The following is a 14,403-nucleotide window of genomic DNA, read 5'->3' on the forward strand; positions in this document are numbered from 1 at the left end:
GCGCACGCGTGAGGACCTTCACCCGTTCTCGGGCTCCTCAGGGGCGCGCGAACCGGCGTACACCGGTCGGGGTCACCACGGCGTGCACCGGGTGGTCGTGCGCCTCGGCGGGCACCCGTGCCACCACCTCGGTGTCGTACAGCAGCACGACGAGCGCCGGTCGCGCGCCCGCGCGCTCCAGGCGCGCGAGCACCCGGTCGTACGACCCCCCGCCCCGGCCCAGCCGCGTCCCGCGCCCGTCCACCGCGAGGCCGGGCAGCAGCACCACGTCCGCCGAGGCCACCGCGTCGGGGCCGAGGCGCGTGCCGGTGGGCTCGGCCAGCTCCATCCGCCCGCCGTGCCGGACCGCCGCCAGCGAACCGGGGCCGGTGTACGCGCCCCAGTCGAGATCGTCGTCGGGCAGCAGCACCGGGAGCAGGACGCGGGTGCCCCGGCGGCGGAGTGCCTCCAGCAGCTCGGTGGTGCCGGGTTCGGTGCCCATCGAGACGTACGCGGCGACCGTGCGCGCGGTGGCGAGTTCGGGCAGCCGGAGGGCGTGCACGGCCAGCGCGGCGCCCGCCTCCGTGCGTTCCTCCGGCGTCAACGCCCTTCTGTTCGCGAGGAGTTCACGGCGCAGATTCCGCTTTTCGAGGTCGGCCGGGTGTTCGTCGTATTTCACAAACCGTCTCGGTTTTCTCTCGATCCGCCTCTATCACGTCCACCTAAGCGGAGCAGCGGATTCTCTGCAAAGGACACCGGTTAGAGTGGCGCGCATGACTCAGTCGCACCCCAGGATCAGCAAGGCTGTCATCCCGGCAGCCGGGCTCGGCACCCGCTTTCTGCCCGCCACCAAGGCCACTCCCAAGGAGATGCTGCCGGTCGTGGACAAGCCGGCGATCCAGTACGTGGTCGAGGAAGCCGTCTCGGCCGGCCTCGAGGACGTCCTCATGGTCACCGGCCGCAACAAGCGGCCGCTGGAGGACCACTTCGACCGCAATTACGAGCTGGAGTCGGCCCTGCAGAAGAAGGGCGACGCCGACCGGCTTTCCAGGGTGCAGGAGTCCAGCGACCTGGCCACGATGCACTACGTCCGCCAGGGCGACCCCCGGGGCCTCGGCCACGCCGTGCTGTGCGCCGCCCCGCACGTCGGCCACGAGCCCTTCGCGGTCCTCCTCGGCGACGACCTGATCGACCCCCGCGACCCCCTGCTGCAGCGCATGGTCGAGGTGCAGGAGCAGCACGGCGGCAGCGTGATCGCCCTCATGGAGGTCGCCCCCGAGCAGATCCACCTCTACGGCTGCGCGGCCGTCGAGGCCACCGAGGACGGCGACGTCGTCAAGGTGACCGGCCTGGTCGAGAAGCCGGACCCGGCGGACGCCCCGTCGAACTACGCGATCATCGGCCGCTACGTCCTCGACCCGCACATCTTCGACATACTGCGCAAGACCGAGCCCGGCCGGGGCGGCGAGATCCAGCTCACCGACGCCCTCCAGCAGCTCGCGGAGGACGAGAAGGTCGGCGGCCCGGTGCACGGCGTCGTCTTCAAGGGCCGCCGCTATGACACCGGCGACCGCGCCGACTACCTGCGTGCCATTGTCCGTCTCGCGTGCGAACGTGAGGACCTGGGCCCGGACTTCAGGACCTGGCTGCGCAGTTTCGTCGCCGAGGAGATGCAGGAACGTTGAGCACCGCCGCGAACCGTCCCGTCGGACCGGACCACGTGTGGTCGGTGGACGAGCACCTGGAGGACATTCTCAGCACCGTCCGCCCGCTCGACCCCATCGAGCTCCAGCTCCCCGACGCGCAGGGCTGTGCGCTGGTCGACGACGTCATGGTGCCGGTGTCCCTGCCGCCCTTCGACAACAGCTCCATGGACGGTTACGCGGTACGGGTCGCGGACGTGACCGGGGCCTCCGAGGAATTCCCGGCGGTCCTGGACGTCGTCGGTGACGTCGCGGCGGGCGACGCCGCCCCGGTCCAGGTCGGCCCCGGCCAGGCGGCGCGCATCATGACCGGCGCGCCGCTGCCGCCCGGCGCCGAGGCCGTCGTCCCCGTCGAGTGGACGGACGCCGGGCTCGGCGGCGGCCCCGCGAGCGGCATGCGGGCCCGCGCCCAGGCGCCCGAGGGCGCCGAGGGCCAGGTCCGGATCTTCCGGCCCGCCGAGACCGGGGCGCACGTCCGGCCCAGCGGCAGCGACGTGCGCGCCGGTGACCGGGCGCTCGCCGCGGGCACGGTCCTCGGGCCGTCCCAGATCGCCCTGCTGGCCGCGATCGGCCGGGGCACCGTACGGGTGCGCCCGCGCCCGCGCGTCGTCGTGATGTCGACGGGCAGTGAACTCGTCCAGCCGGGCGAGCCGTTGGCGCACGGCCAGATCTTCGACTCCAACAGCTTCGCCCTCGCCGCCGCCGCCCGGGACGCGGGCGCCATCGCCTACCGGGTCGGCGCCGTCGCGGACGACGCGGACGTGCTGCGCTCCACCATCGAGGACCAGCTGGTCCGCGCCGACCTGTTGGTCACCACCGGCGGGGTCAGCGTCGGCGCGTACGACGTGGTCAAGGAGGCGCTCACCGAGGTCGGCGAGGAGGAGGGCGGCGGGGTCGACTTCCGCAAGCTCGCCATGCAGCCCGGCAAGCCCCAGGGCTTCGGCGCGGTGGGCCCCGACCACACCCCGCTGCTGGCGCTGCCCGGCAACCCGGTGTCGTCGTACGTCTCCTTCGAGCTGTTCGTCCGGCCCGCCATCCGCACCCTGATGGGCCTGCCGGACATCCAGCGGCCGCGCACGCGGGCCACCCTCAAGGTGGACGAGCCGCTGCGCTCGCCGGAGGGCCGCCGCCAGTTCCTGCGCGGCAACCACGAGGACGGCGAGGTCACCCCGGTGGGTGGCAGCGGCTCCCATCTGATCGCCGCGCTGGCCCACGCCAACGCGCTGATCGTGCTCCCCGAGGACATGTCGACGGCCGAGCCCGGCACCGAGGTCGAGGTCGTCCTGCTCGGCTGACCGGACGGCACCCGCGCGGGTCCCCGACGGGTCCGCGCGGGGTCCCGGCCCGGTGTCCGAGCCGACTTGGCGGTACCGTGGCGCGCACAAGAGCCCGCACACAGCAGGCGCCGGCGGGCCGCGAACGGGAAGCACCGCACACGATGAGTACGCACGACCGACTGACGCACATCGACGAGGCGGGCGCGGCCCGCATGGTCGACGTATCCGGGAAGGAAGTGACCGCGCGCACCGCCCGTGCCAGCGGCCGGGTGCTCGTGTCACCGCGCGTGGTCGAGCTGCTGCGCGGCGAGGGGGTACCGAAGGGCGACGCCCTGGCCACCGCCCGGATCGCGGGCATCATGGGGGCCAAGCGCACCCCGGACCTGATCCCGCTGTGCCACCCGCTGTCGGTGTCCGGTGTGACGCTGGACCTCGCGGTCACGGACGAGGGCGTGGAGATCCTGGCCACGGTGAAGACCACCGACCGCACCGGTGTGGAGATGGAGGCGCTCACGGCGGTCTCCGTCGCCGCGCTGACCGTGGTCGACATGGTCAAGGCGGTCGACAAGGGCGCCGTCATCACCGACGTGCGGGTGGAGGAGAAGACCGGCGGCAAGTCCGGCCACTGGAGCCGGGCGTGAGCGGCACCTCCTACCGCGCGCTGGTCGTCACCGCCTCCAACCGCGCCGCCGCCGGTGTCTACGCCGACAAGGGCGGACCCGCGGTGGCCGAGGGGCTCACCCGCCTCGGCTTCACCGTGGACGGCCCGACGGTGGTCCCGGACGGCGACCCGGTCGAGGCCGCCCTGCGCGCGGCCGTGGCGGCCGGGTACGACGCGGTCGTCACCACCGGCGGCACCGGCATCTCGCCCACCGACCGCACCCCCGAGGCCACCCGCGCGGTCCTGGACTACGAGGTGCCGGGCATCGCCGAGGCGATCCGGGCGTACGGGCGCGAGAAGGTGCCCACCGCCGCCCTCTCCCGGGGCCTGGCCGGGGTCGCGGGCACCACGGTGATCGTGAACCTGCCGGGTTCGAGCGGGGGAGTGCGGGACGGGCTCGCCGTGCTGGAGCCGCTGCTGACGCACGCCGTCGACCAGATCCGCGGCGGCGACCACCCCCGGCCCGACGCACCGGGCCACACGGGCGCCGGGGGTGCGAGCTGACCGGCAGATCCTGGCCCGTGGTGCTGGTCGACGGGGATGTCGTACTGCGGCCGATAAGGGTGCGCGACCAGCGCGCCTGGCGCGAGGTGAACCGGCGCAACCGGGACTGGCTGCGCCCCTGGGAGGCGACCATCCCGCCGCCCACCCCGAGCGGGCCGGTCACCCACCGGCCCACCTACCGCCAGATGATCCGGCATCTGCGCTCGGAGGCGACGGCGGGCCGGATGCTGCCGTTCGTCATCGAGTACCAGGGCCGCCTGGTCGGGCAGCTGACGGTCGCCGGGATCACCTGGGGCTCGATGTGCTCCGGGCACATCGGCTACTGGGTGGACGAGTCCGTCGCCGGGCGCGGGGTGATGCCGACCGCGGTCGCGCTCGTGTCCGACCACTGCTTCCGCGCGGTGGGATTGCACCGGCTGGAGGTCTGCATCCGCCCGGAGAACCGGCCCAGCCGCCGGGTGGTGGAGAAGCTCGGCTTCCGCGAGGAGGGGCTGCGGCCGCGCTATCTGCACATCGACGGCGCCTGGCGCGACCATCTGGTCTACGCGCTGACGGCGGAGGAGATCCCCGACGGCCTGGTCGACCGCTGGCGGCGTACGCGTGCCGGACGGCCGGGACAGCCCGGGAATGCGAACAGCACCGGAAATTGAATATCTGTTCGAATTAATGCGCGGAGCGACCGTCTTGGACGGGTCTCCGGGCATTCAATTCCCCCCTTCGACGGTCCGCTGATCGCATCGGTCGCAAAAAAAGCTGGAAATATCAGCCAGATCGTGCGACACACCGGCTCAATTGGCGGATGGCCTCAGGGAAACCCCTCTACCGTGTGAGTCGTGAGCAGCAGCGGCCTCATCTACGCAGTCATCGTCGGGGCCTGGGCCGCCTACTTGGTGCCGATGTGGCTCCGTAGGCAGGACGAGCTGAACGAGGCCCGTCCGACGGAACGCTTCAGCACCGCCATCCGGCTGCTGTCCGGAAGGGCGGGAATGGAGCGCCGGTACGCCAAGGACCTGCGGGCGCGCTCCACCCAGGAGGGGGAGCCGGACGCCGGTGACCCGGACGTCACCACCGACTCGGTGGACGTCCGGGCCTTCGCCATGCCTCCGACGCGCCGTCAGGTCCGGGCGGACGTCGAGCCGGAGTGGCAGGCGCGGGCGGAAGCCCCGCGCGACCAGGTGGCCGTACCGGCCCCCAAGTCCCCTTCCGCGCAGGCGCATCCGTCCCGTTCCGCCCAGGCACCCGAACCCGGACACGACCCCGCGCCCGCCCGGCGCGCGCCCTCGGCGCAGACCGCGGCGGCGCGCGCCCAGCGCACGAAGGCGCTCGCCCGCAGGCGGCGCACCACCGTGCTCCTCTTCCTCGCCTTCACCATCGGCGCGATCGCCGCCGCGGTGGGGGGCCTGGCCCTCCTCTGGGTGCCCGCGGTCCCGGCCGTGCTGCTCAGCGCGTACATCGGCTATCTGCGTCAGCAGGAACGGCGCCGGTTCGCCTTCCAGATGGACCGCAGGAGCGCCGAGGACGCGGCGGCGCGGCTGCGCGAGCGCGCCCGCCAGCCGCGCCGCCGCGCGGCCGCCGAGGCGGCCGTCGTCGCCGAAGAGCCGGAGGAGGGGACGGGGCCGCACACCGACCCCGCCCTGTCCGCCGCCCTCGCCGCCGACCGGCGCGCGCTGGTCGAGCAGACCGACCACGCCGAGTGGGTCGACCAGCAGCGTGAGCGGCAGCGCCGTCCGGGCCACGGCGACAGCTGGGACCCGGTCCCGGTGCCGCTGCCCACGTACGTGACCGCGCCGGTCGCCCCGCGTGCCACCGCCGACGTCGATCTGGGCGCCCCCGGCACCTGGAGCTCGGCCCGCTCCAGCGCCGTCACCCCGGACCAGCGCCCCGAGGCCCCGGCGGCCGATCCGGCACCGGCCGAGGAGCGCCCGGAGGACGGCCGGGGCGACGCCCGGCGCAGCGCCTCCGCCCGCCGGTCCCGGGAGCGCGGCCGCACCCCGCTGTTCGACCAGTACGAGGACGGCGACCGCCCCCGCGCCGCCAACGAGTGACCCGCGCGCTGACCAGACAGGGAGCGGATTTCCGAGCACCCCGATCGGGATGCTAGAGTTTCACTCGTTGCAAGGGCCTGTGGCGCAGTCTGGTAGCGCACCTCGTTCGCATCGAGGGGGTCTGGGGTTCAAATCCCCACAGGTCCACACAACATGAAGCCCCAGTCGGCGTAAGTCGACTGGGGCTTCGCCGTGTTCAGAGCGGCTTCGCGTAGCAGAGGCTGTTCTCGTGGTGGCGGTAGTAGCCGAACTTGGTGCACGGGGTGTAGCCGCTGGAGGTGTACAGGGCGATGGCCTCGGGCTGTTCGGTGCCGGTCTCCAGGACCATGCGGGTGCGGCCGGCCGCGCGGGCGTCCGCCTCCAGTTCCGCGAGGATGCGGCGGGCCAGGCCGTGGCCGCGCATCTGCTCGATGACGAACATGCGCTTCAGCTCGGCGTCGCCGTCCTGGTTACCCTCTCCGTTCAGGTCCTGGCTGCGCCAGCCGCCGGTGGCGACCGGGCGGTCCCGCTCGTCGTAGGCGATCAGGTAGGCGCCTCGGGGCGGGTCGAAGTGGGCCGGGTCGAGCGAGGTGGCGTCGCCGCCGTCGCCGTAGCGGACGTGGTACTCGGCCTGGACCTCGTCGTTGAGCTTCACGGCATCGGGGTGGTCGAAGCGAACGCGGCGTATAATCATGCTGGGCATCGTACTTCTATGCGGTGAGTGGGCGTCGGACTCCACCAGTGTGCCGGTATCGTGCCGGGGTGCTGACTGTGACCTCGGTGAATGTGAACGGACTGCGGGCCGCCGCCAAGAAGGGCTTCGTGGAGTGGCTGGACCAGACTGAAGCGGACGTGGTCTGCCTGCAGGAGGTGCGCGCGGAGCCGCAGCAGCTCCCTGAGCAGGTGCGGCAGCCCGAGGGCTGGCACGTGGTGCACGCGCCCGCCGCCGCCAAGGGCCGTGCGGGGGTCTCCCTCTATACGCGCCGTGAGCCCGACCGTGTCCGCGTCGGCTTCGGCTCGGCGGAGTTCGACGGCTCGGGGCGCTATGTCGAGGCCGATCTCCCCGGTGTGACGATCGCCTCGCTGTATCTGCCCTCGGGCGAGGTCGGCACCGAGCGGCAGGACGAGAAGGTCCGCTTCATGGGCGAGTTCCTGGGGCACCTGAAGGGGCTGCGCGAGCGGGCCGCCGCCGACGGGCGCGAGGTGCTGGTCTGCGGCGACTGGAACATCGCCCACCAGCAGGCCGACCTCAAGAACTGGCGCGGCAACACCAAGAACTCCGGGTTCCTGCCCGAGGAGCGGGAGTGGCTGAGCCAGGTGCTCGCCCCGGAGGACGGCGGGTACGTGGACGTCGTCCGCGCCCTGCATCCCGGCGTCGAGGGCCCGTACAGCTGGTGGTCCTACCGGGGGCGCGCCTTCGACAACGACTCCGGCTGGCGCATCGACTACCACCTGGCCACCCCGGGCCTCGCCGCGAAGGCGGTCAAGGGGTACGTCGAGCGCGCGGCCACCCACACCGAGCGCTGGTCCGACCACGCGCCGGTCACCGTGGTGTACGAGCGCTAGTCCTGCTTGCTCAGTCGCCGGTCCAGGGCCAGCGAGAGTTCCGCCTCCACCACGCTGCGGGCCAGCGGGCGCAGGCGTTGCAGGGAGTCCTCGGGGGCGTGGCGGCCGATCACGTCGGCGAAGAGGGCCGCGAGGGCGTCCGCGTGCTCACGGACCCGGGCCGCGGCCGTCAGGACCTCCGCCAGCGGGATGCCCTCGCGGACCAGCGCCGAGGAGACGTCCAGCAGGCGGCGGCTGATGTGCACGATCTCGTCGCCGTCGGTGCCGACGTAGCCGAGGGTCATCGCGGCCGCCAGGTTCTCCGGGGTGACGTCGCCCTCGAAGCGGGCCGCCAGCTCCTCCGGGGTCAGCCGGACCGGCTCCTCCTCGGTGGGCGGGGCGACGCCCAGCAGGTCGGCCACGTCCCGGCCGTGGTCCAGCGCCTCCGCCAGCTCCGCTATGCCGTTCAGGGTGTGCCCGCGCTCCAGCAGCGCCGCGATGGTGCGCAGTCGGGCCAGGTGATGGTCGTCGTACCAGGCGATACGGCCCTCGCGGCGGGGCGGCGGGATCAGTCTGCGCTCGCGGTAGAAGCGCAGGGTGCGCACGGTGATCCCGGCGATGTGCGCCAGCTCCTCCATGCGGTACTCGCGCCCGCCGGGCTGCCCGTCGCTGTGTCCGCCGTCTTCTGCCACGCCCGCAGCCTATGGCGTACCGCCGGTAACTTTCCTTCCCGCGCCCCCTACCGCTCAGTACGGAGCTGCTCTACAGTCCCATTGCGCCAGTGTTCACTGGCAGAGTCCGAGGATGCGTGGAGGCGTCGGGATGGCCGAGCACGAGCATGTACGGGTGGCGGTGATCGGGTCCGGGTTCGGCGGACTGGGGGCCGCCGTGCGGCTGCGGCAGGAGGGGATCACCGACTTCGTCGTCCTGGAGCGGGCCGGGAGCGTCGGCGGGACCTGGCGGGACAACAGCTATCCCGGCTGCGCCTGCGACGTGCCGTCGCACCTGTACTCCTTCTCCTTCGCCCCCAACCCCGACTGGCCGCGCACCTTCTCCGGGCAGGAGCACATCCGCGCCTACCTGGAGCGCGTCGCCGACGACTTCGGTCTCCGCCCGCACCTGCGCTTCGACTCCGAGGTCAAGCTGATGACCTGGGACGAGGGCGAGCTGCGCTGGCACATCGAGACCGCGAGCGGCTCCCTCACCGCCGACGTGGTCGTCTCCGCCACCGGCCCGCTGTCCGACCCGAAGATCCCCGCGATCCCGGGGCTGGACTCGTTCCCCGGCCGGGTGTTCCACTCCGCCCGCTGGGACCACGACTACGACCTGCGCGGCAAGCGCGTCGCCATGGTCGGCACCGGCGCCTCCGCGATCCAGATCGTCCCCTCGATCCAGCCCGAGGTCGCCCAGCTCACCGTCTTCCAGCGCACCCCGCCCTGGGTGATGCCCCGCATGGACCGGGCCATCGGCACCGCCGAGCGCAGGCTGCACCAGGCGCTCCCCTTCACCGCACGGCTGCGGCGCGGGCTGCTCTGGGGCATCCGGGAACTCCAGGTGCAGGCGTTCACCAAGCGCCCCGACGAACTCGGCCTGGTCGAGCAGATCGCCAAGCGCAACATGGCCCGCGCCATCAAGGACCCGGCCCTGCGCGCCAAGCTCACCCCGGACTACCGCATCGGCTGCAAGCGCATCCTGCTGTCCAGCGCGTACTACCCGGCGCTCGCCCAGCCGAATGTGGACGTGGTGGCCAGCGGGGTCACCGAGGTCCGGGGCTCCACCGTGGTCGCCGCCGACGGCACCGAGACCGAGGTCGACGCGATCGTCTTCGGCACCGGCTTCCATGTCACCGACATGCCCATCGCCGAGCGCGTGGTCGGCGTCGGGGGCGTCACGCTCGCCGAGGCGTGGAAGGGCGGGATGGAGGCGCTGCGCGGTGGTTCGGCGGCCGGGTTCCCGAACTGGCTGAGCGTGATCGGGCCCAACACCGGCCTGGGCAACTCCTCGATGATCCTGATGATCGAGTCCCAGCTGAACTACCTGGCGGACTACCTGTGCCAGCTCGACACCCTCGGTGGCCGCACCGCGCTCGACGCCCGCCCCGCCGCCGTCGACCGCTGGAACCGCCGGGTGCAGGAGCGGATGAAGCGTACCGTCTGGAACACCGGCGGCTGCACCAGCTGGTACCTGGACGCCAGCGGGCGCAACACCACCGTCTGGCCCGGCACCACCACCGAGTTCCGCCAGGCCACCCGCCGCGTCGACCTCACCGAGTACGAGGTGCTGCGCAAGCCCGCCACACCCGAGCCGACCGCCGTCCCGAGCGAGGCCACCGCATGAGCCGCATCCTGGAGGTCGCCTCCACCAACGGCGCCCGCCTGCACGTGGAGGTGCACGGCCCCGAGGACGCGCCCCCGGTCGTCCTCTCCCACGGCTGGACCTGCTCGACCGCCTTCTGGGCCGCGCAGATCGAGGAGCTGGCCCGCGACCACCGGGTCATCGCCTACGACCAGCGCGGCCACGGCCTGAGCCCGTACAGCCCGGTCTGCTCCACCGACGCGCTCGCCGACGACCTCGAAGCGGTGCTCGCGGCCACCCTGGCGCCCGGCGAACGGGCCCTGATCGTCGGCCACTCCATGGGCGGCATGACGATCATGTCCGCCTCGGGCCGCCCCCGCTTCCAGGAGCACGCGGCCGCCGCGCTGCTGTGCAGCACCGGCAGCGGACGGCTCACCGCCGAGGCACGCGTGGTGCCGCTGCGCGCCGGACGCGTCCGCACCTGGCTCACCGGCCGCATCCTCGGCTCGTCCCTGCCGCTCGGACCGGTCACGCCGCTGGCGAAGAAGATCCTCAAGTACGCGACCATGGGCCCCGGTTCGGCCCCGCACCTGGTCGACGCCTGCGCCCGGATCGTGCACGCCTGCCCCCGCGCCGCCCGGCACGCCTGGGGCGGGGTGCTGGACCGGCTCGATCTCGACCACGGCGTACGGCAGTTGACCGTGCCCACCGAAGTGCTGCACGGCACCGCCGACCGGCTCACCCCCTCGTCGCACGCTCGCATGCTCGTGGCCGAGCTGCCCAACTGCGCCGGTTTCACCGAGCTGTTCGGCGTCGGACACATGACCCCGGTGGAGGCGCCGGAAGCGGTGACCGGCCGGATACGGGAACTCGTCACCACGTACGTCACGGGGAGCATCCCCGTCCGCCTGGAGGAGGGCGCATGAGCAAGGTCGGTCTCGAAGGACAGGTGGCCGTCGTCACCGGTGCGGCACGCGGTGTCGGCGAGCTGCTCGCCCGCAAACTCTCCGCGCGCGGCGCCAAGGTGGCCCTGGTCGGGCTGGAGGAGGACGAGCTGAAGGCCGTCTCCGAGCGGCTGTACGGCGAGAGCGCGTACTGGTACGCCGATGTCACCGACCATGAGGCGATGGGCCGGGTCGCCGCCGAGGTGAAGGAGCGGTTCGGCAAGGTCGACATCGTGGTGGCCAACGCCGGTGTGGCGAGCGGTGGTCCGTTCGCCGACTCCGACCCGGTGGCCTGGCGGCGGGTGATCGAGGTCAACCTCATCGGCTCGGCCGTCACCGCTCGCGCCTTCCTCCCGGTGCTCACCGAGAGCCGCGGCTATCTGCTCCAGATCGCCTCCCTCGCCGCGATCACCCCGGCGCCGATGATGACGGCGTACTGCGCCTCCAAGTCCGGCGTGGAGGCGTACGCGCACAGCCTGCGCGGCGAAGTCGGCTACCTGGGCGTGCGGGTGGGCGTCGCCTACCTGTCCTGGACCGACACCGACATGGTGCGTGGCGCCGACCAGGACGACGTCATGCGGGAGTTGAGGCAGCGGCTGCCCTGGCCGTCGAACAAGACGTACCCGCTGGGCCCGGCCGTCGACCGGCTGGTGGACGGCATCGAGCGCCGGTCGCCGCACGTGTACGGGCAGTGGTGGCTGCGCGGCATGCAGGGCGTGCGCGGCTACCTCCCGGCCCTCATCGGCACCGTCGGACAGCGCGAGATGCGCCGGTACGCGGACCGGCTGACCGGCATGCGCTCGGGGCTGGTCGGCGCGGGCGGCGCGGCCGACGAACAGGCCCGCGCTACGCAGCGTAACTGATCGACATGCGGAGGGTGTTCGCCCGTGTGAATCTGGTCGAGGCCCCACCGGGGCCGCAACCGTTCTCACCAGGGATGTGAACCCACATGGGTATGAAGGACCAGTTCCAGGAGAAGTCCCGCAAGATGCAGGACCAGGCCAGGGAGAAGGCCGGCCAGGCCCGCGAGAAGGCCGGTCAGCGCGGCCCGCAGGGGCGCGACCACCAGGAGCGCGCCCACCAGCCCCAGCGCGACCGCGCCGAGGGCGGCATGCGTGACACGGAGGACCGCTTCGACCCGGACCACACCGCCTGACGCGGCAGGTCCGGCTGAAGCAGCCACGCGGCGGGGCACCCGGCACGTCCGGGTGCCCCGCCCCGGCGCACGGTCAGGCGCCCAGCACCACGAGCCGCTGGGTGGCGCGGGTCATCGCCACATAGCGGTCCACCGCGCCCTCGATGCCCTCGCCGAAGGCGCCCGGGTCCACCAGCACGACCAGGTCGAACTCCAGCCCCTTCGCCAGCTCCGGGGTCAGCGACCGGACGCGGGGGCGCTCATCGAACGCGGGCGCGCCGATGACGCAGGCGGTGCCCTCGGCGTTCTCGGCCAGCCAGTCGTCGAGGACCGGTTCCAGGTCCGCCACCGGGCCGTAGGTGACCGGGATGCCGTTCGCGCGGACCGAGACCGGCACGTTGGCGTCCGGGAGGGCGGCGAGGATCACCGGCTCCGCCTCCGCCATCACCTCTTCCGGCGTGCGGTAGTTGATGCTCAGCGAGGCCACCTCCACCCGGCCGAGGCCGACCCGCGCGAGCCGCTCCCGCCACGACTCGGTGAAGCCGTGCCGGGCTTGCGCGCGGTCGCCCACGATGGTGAAGCTCCGGGACGGGCAGCGCAGCAGCAGCATCTGCCACTCGGCGTCGGTCAGCTCCTGCGCCTCGTCCACCACGATGTGCGCGAACGGCCCGGCGAGCGCGTCCGCCTCGATGGCGGCCAGCGCGCCCTCGTCGACCAGGCTGTCCCTGAGGTCCTGCCCGTGCAGCATGGTCACCGCGCCCTCGCCGTCGGGGTCGGCCGCGATCACGCTGTCGATGACGGCGGACATCCGCTCCCGCTCGACGGCCACCGTGACGGCCTGGCGGCGCTTCTTCCGGGACGTCTCGGGGTCACCGAGCCGCTGCCGGGCCGCGTCCAGCAGGGGCAGGTCGGACACCGTCCACGCCTGCGGGTCGGCGCGGCGCAGCAGGCGCACCTCGTCGGGGGTGAGCCAGGGGGCGCACATCCGCAGATAGGCCGGGACCGTCCACAGGTCGCCCACCACGTCGGCGGCCTCCAGCAGCGGCCAGGCGCGCCGGAGGGTGCCGGTCAGCTCGCTGTCGGAGGCGAGCGCCCGGCGGAACAGCCTGGGCGGGACCTCTTCCTTCAGCTGGTCCTGGAGGATCGTGACGAGCGCCTCCCAGATCAGGTCGCGGGCGTCGTTGTGCGGTACGCCCGTCTCCGCGGCCTCGAACGCCTCGGCCCAGTCGGCGGCGGTCAGGTGCAGGTCGCCCCAGGGGGTGGTGATGATCAGGGGCTCGGTGGGCGGGGTCTCGTAGAAGCGGACCGCCTTCTCGATGCCCTTCACCAGCTTCGCCGACGTCTTCAGCCGGGCCACCTCCGGGTCGGCCTCGACGCCCGCCGTGGCGCCCTCGGTGACCAGGTCCCGCACGGTGCAGGTGCGGACCCCCTCCTCGCCGAGGCTCGGCAGCACGTCGGCGACGTAGTTCAGGTACGGCTGGTGCGGGCCGACGAACAGCACGCCGCCCCGGCGGTGCCCGAGGCGCGGGTCGGAGTGGAGCAGGTAGGCGGAGCGGTGCAGGGCGACGACGGTCTTGCCGGTGCCGGGGCCGCCGTCCACCACGAGGGCGCCGCGCGAGGAGGCCCGGATGATGGCGTCCTGGTCGGACTGGATGGTGGCCAGCACGTCCCGCATCCGCTCCGAACGGGTGCCGCCCAGGGTGGCGATGAACGCGGACTGGTCGTCCAGCGCCGCGTGGTTCTCCAGCCCGTCGGCGGTGAACACCTCGTCCCAGTAGTCGCTGATCCGGCCGCGCGTCCAGCGGTAGCGGCGGCGACTGGCCAGGCCCATCGGGTGGGCGTGGGTCGCGGCGAAGAAGGGTTCGGCGGCGGGGGAGCGCCAGTCGATCAGCAGCCTGCGGCCGGTGTCGTCGGTGAGGCCGAGGCGGCCGATGTAGACCGGCTCGGGATCGCCCTCGTGCACGATGTGGCCGAGACACAGGTCGATCCCGAAGCGCCGCAGGGCGCGCAGCCGGGCGGTGAGCCGGTGGATCTCCAGGTCGCGTTCCAGCACCTCGCGGCCCACGCCTCCGGGTGTCCGGCGGAGTTCGTCCAGGGTCGCGGACAGCTCGGCGACGGTCCGCTCCAGGCTCTCGGCGATGTCCGCGAAGTGCCGCTCGTCGGCGGCGATCAGTGCCGGGTCGGCCTTCGCGGCGAGCCGGTCGGGCAGCTCGAACGCGCGGGACTCGGGTGTGGACTCACGCTCGGACAGCAGCGCACACATGTAGTGGATCACTCATTTCCGCAGGTTCTGGGCTCGGCGAGCGATTCTGCGGCATGAGGGGGGCCTTGCCGCA

The 14,403-nt window shown here is 72.9% G+C and carries 15 protein-coding genes and 1 tRNA gene; 12 read left to right on the forward strand and 4 right to left on the reverse strand.

Going from position 1 to position 14,403, the window contains the following annotated elements; all coding sequences use genetic code 11:
• Positions 1-37: 37 nt before the first annotated feature.
• Entirely contained in the window at positions 38-616 is a 579-nt protein-coding gene (locus ACI2LY_RS27175) for a 5-formyltetrahydrofolate cyclo-ligase (protein WP_404709569.1), read from the reverse strand.
• A gap of 136 nt (positions 617-752) precedes the next feature.
• On the opposite strand from ACI2LY_RS27175, the gene galU reads away from it, so the two are divergent.
• The 7 genes from galU to ACI2LY_RS27210 all read left to right on the forward strand — a co-directional run bounded on the left by galU (position 753) and on the right by ACI2LY_RS27210 (position 6,316).
• Positions 753-1,664 carry a UTP--glucose-1-phosphate uridylyltransferase GalU gene (gene galU, locus ACI2LY_RS27180; protein WP_404709442.1) on the forward strand — a complete coding sequence of 304 codons (912 nt, stop codon included), beginning with the start codon at positions 753-755 and terminating at the stop codon, positions 1,662-1,664.
• Positions 1,661-2,977 carry a gephyrin-like molybdotransferase Glp gene (gene glp, locus ACI2LY_RS27185; protein ID WP_404709443.1) on the forward strand — a complete coding sequence of 439 codons (1,317 nt, stop codon included), beginning with the start codon at positions 1,661-1,663 and terminating at the stop codon, positions 2,975-2,977. The genes galU and glp overlap by 4 nt, the downstream gene beginning before the upstream one ends.
• A 143-nt stretch (positions 2,978-3,120) precedes the next feature.
• Positions 3,121-3,600, forward strand: a complete 480-nt coding sequence (moaC, locus tag ACI2LY_RS27190) for a cyclic pyranopterin monophosphate synthase MoaC (protein ID WP_030814523.1) — start codon at positions 3,121-3,123, stop codon at positions 3,598-3,600.
• Complete coding sequence (locus tag ACI2LY_RS27195; RefSeq protein WP_404709444.1) at positions 3,597-4,124, forward strand: molybdenum cofactor biosynthesis protein B; 528 nt, start codon at positions 3,597-3,599, stop codon at positions 4,122-4,124. Before moaC ends, ACI2LY_RS27195 begins: the two co-directional genes overlap by 4 nt.
• A gap of 17 nt (positions 4,125-4,141) precedes the next feature.
• Entirely contained in the window at positions 4,142-4,774 is a 633-nt protein-coding gene (locus ACI2LY_RS27200) for a GNAT family N-acetyltransferase (protein ID WP_389004958.1), read from the forward strand.
• A 183-nt stretch (positions 4,775-4,957) separates the two neighbouring features.
• Positions 4,958-6,169, forward strand: a complete 1,212-nt coding sequence (glpR, locus tag ACI2LY_RS27205) for a gephyrin-like molybdotransferase receptor GlpR (RefSeq protein ID WP_404709445.1) — start codon at positions 4,958-4,960, stop codon at positions 6,167-6,169.
• 73 nt (positions 6,170-6,242) lie between these two features.
• Positions 6,243-6,316: transfer RNA gene (locus ACI2LY_RS27210), tRNA-Ala, on the forward strand.
• 49 nt (positions 6,317-6,365) lie between these two features.
• Here ACI2LY_RS27210 and ACI2LY_RS27215 read toward each other — a convergent pair.
• Complete coding sequence (locus tag ACI2LY_RS27215) at positions 6,366-6,842, reverse strand: GNAT family N-acetyltransferase (protein WP_404709446.1); 477 nt, start codon at positions 6,840-6,842, stop codon at positions 6,366-6,368.
• A gap of 68 nt (positions 6,843-6,910) precedes the next feature.
• Between ACI2LY_RS27215 and ACI2LY_RS27220 the strand changes: the two genes are divergently transcribed.
• Positions 6,911-7,714 carry an exodeoxyribonuclease III gene (locus tag ACI2LY_RS27220; RefSeq protein WP_404709447.1) on the forward strand — a complete coding sequence of 268 codons (804 nt, stop codon included), beginning with the start codon at positions 6,911-6,913 and terminating at the stop codon, positions 7,712-7,714.
• On the opposite strand, the gene ACI2LY_RS27225 is transcribed toward ACI2LY_RS27220, so the two are convergent.
• Positions 7,711-8,331, reverse strand: a complete 621-nt coding sequence (locus ACI2LY_RS27225; protein ID WP_404709570.1) for a MerR family transcriptional regulator — start codon at positions 8,329-8,331, stop codon at positions 7,711-7,713. The genes ACI2LY_RS27220 and ACI2LY_RS27225 overlap by 4 nt on opposite strands.
• 184 nt (positions 8,332-8,515) lie before the next feature.
• On the opposite strand from ACI2LY_RS27225, the gene ACI2LY_RS27230 reads away from it, so the two are divergent.
• The 4 genes from ACI2LY_RS27230 to ACI2LY_RS27245 all read left to right on the forward strand — a co-directional run bounded on the left by ACI2LY_RS27230 (position 8,516) and on the right by ACI2LY_RS27245 (position 12,088).
• A complete protein-coding gene (locus ACI2LY_RS27230; RefSeq protein WP_404709448.1) occupies positions 8,516-10,030 on the forward strand; it encodes a flavin-containing monooxygenase in 1,515 nt (504 codons plus the stop codon).
• A complete protein-coding gene (locus tag ACI2LY_RS27235) occupies positions 10,027-10,914 on the forward strand; it encodes an alpha/beta fold hydrolase (RefSeq protein WP_404709449.1) in 888 nt (295 codons plus the stop codon). Before ACI2LY_RS27230 ends, ACI2LY_RS27235 begins: the two co-directional genes overlap by 4 nt.
• Complete coding sequence (locus ACI2LY_RS27240) at positions 10,911-11,795, forward strand: SDR family oxidoreductase (RefSeq protein WP_404709450.1); 885 nt, start codon at positions 10,911-10,913, stop codon at positions 11,793-11,795. The genes ACI2LY_RS27235 and ACI2LY_RS27240 overlap by 4 nt, the downstream gene beginning before the upstream one ends.
• An 86-nt stretch (positions 11,796-11,881) precedes the next feature.
• Entirely contained in the window at positions 11,882-12,088 is a 207-nt protein-coding gene (locus ACI2LY_RS27245) for a hypothetical protein (protein ID WP_404709451.1), read from the forward strand.
• A 73-nt stretch (positions 12,089-12,161) separates the two neighbouring features.
• Here the strand turns inward: ACI2LY_RS27245 and helR are convergent, their stop codons facing one another.
• Positions 12,162-14,330 (reverse strand): RNA polymerase recycling motor ATPase HelR, encoded by a 2,169-nt coding sequence (gene helR, locus ACI2LY_RS27250; protein WP_404709571.1) that lies wholly within the window; start codon positions 14,328-14,330, stop codon positions 12,162-12,164.
• Between the last annotated feature and the right edge of the window lie 73 nt (positions 14,331-14,403).

Source organism: Streptomyces sp. NPDC002176 (assembly GCF_044903645.1).
In the GTDB taxonomy this organism is placed as follows: domain Bacteria; phylum Actinomycetota; class Actinomycetes; order Streptomycetales; family Streptomycetaceae; genus Streptomyces.

Excerpts from the sequence above, each read along its gene's own strand:
- galU (WP_404709442.1), top strand. The coding sequence starts at position 753 with ATGACTCAGTCGCACCCCAGGATCAGCAAGGCTGTCATCCCGGCAGCC.
- ACI2LY_RS27225 (WP_404709570.1), bottom strand. The coding sequence starts at position 8,331 with ATGGAGGAGCTGGCGCACATCGCCGGGATCACCGTGCGCACCCTGCGC.
- ACI2LY_RS27245 (WP_404709451.1), top strand. The coding sequence starts at position 11,882 with ATGGGTATGAAGGACCAGTTCCAGGAGAAGTCCCGCAAGATGCAGGAC.
- moaC (WP_030814523.1), top strand. The coding sequence starts at position 3,121 with ATGAGTACGCACGACCGACTGACGCACATCGACGAGGCGGGCGCGGCC.
- ACI2LY_RS27240 (WP_404709450.1), top strand. The coding sequence starts at position 10,911 with ATGAGCAAGGTCGGTCTCGAAGGACAGGTGGCCGTCGTCACCGGTGCG.
- ACI2LY_RS27215 (WP_404709446.1), bottom strand. The coding sequence starts at position 6,842 with ATGATTATACGCCGCGTTCGCTTCGACCACCCCGATGCCGTGAAGCTC.
- ACI2LY_RS27235 (WP_404709449.1), top strand. The coding sequence starts at position 10,027 with ATGAGCCGCATCCTGGAGGTCGCCTCCACCAACGGCGCCCGCCTGCAC.
- ACI2LY_RS27230 (WP_404709448.1), top strand. The coding sequence starts at position 8,516 with ATGGCCGAGCACGAGCATGTACGGGTGGCGGTGATCGGGTCCGGGTTC.
- helR (WP_404709571.1), bottom strand. The coding sequence starts at position 14,330 with ATGTGTGCGCTGCTGTCCGAGCGTGAGTCCACACCCGAGTCCCGCGCG.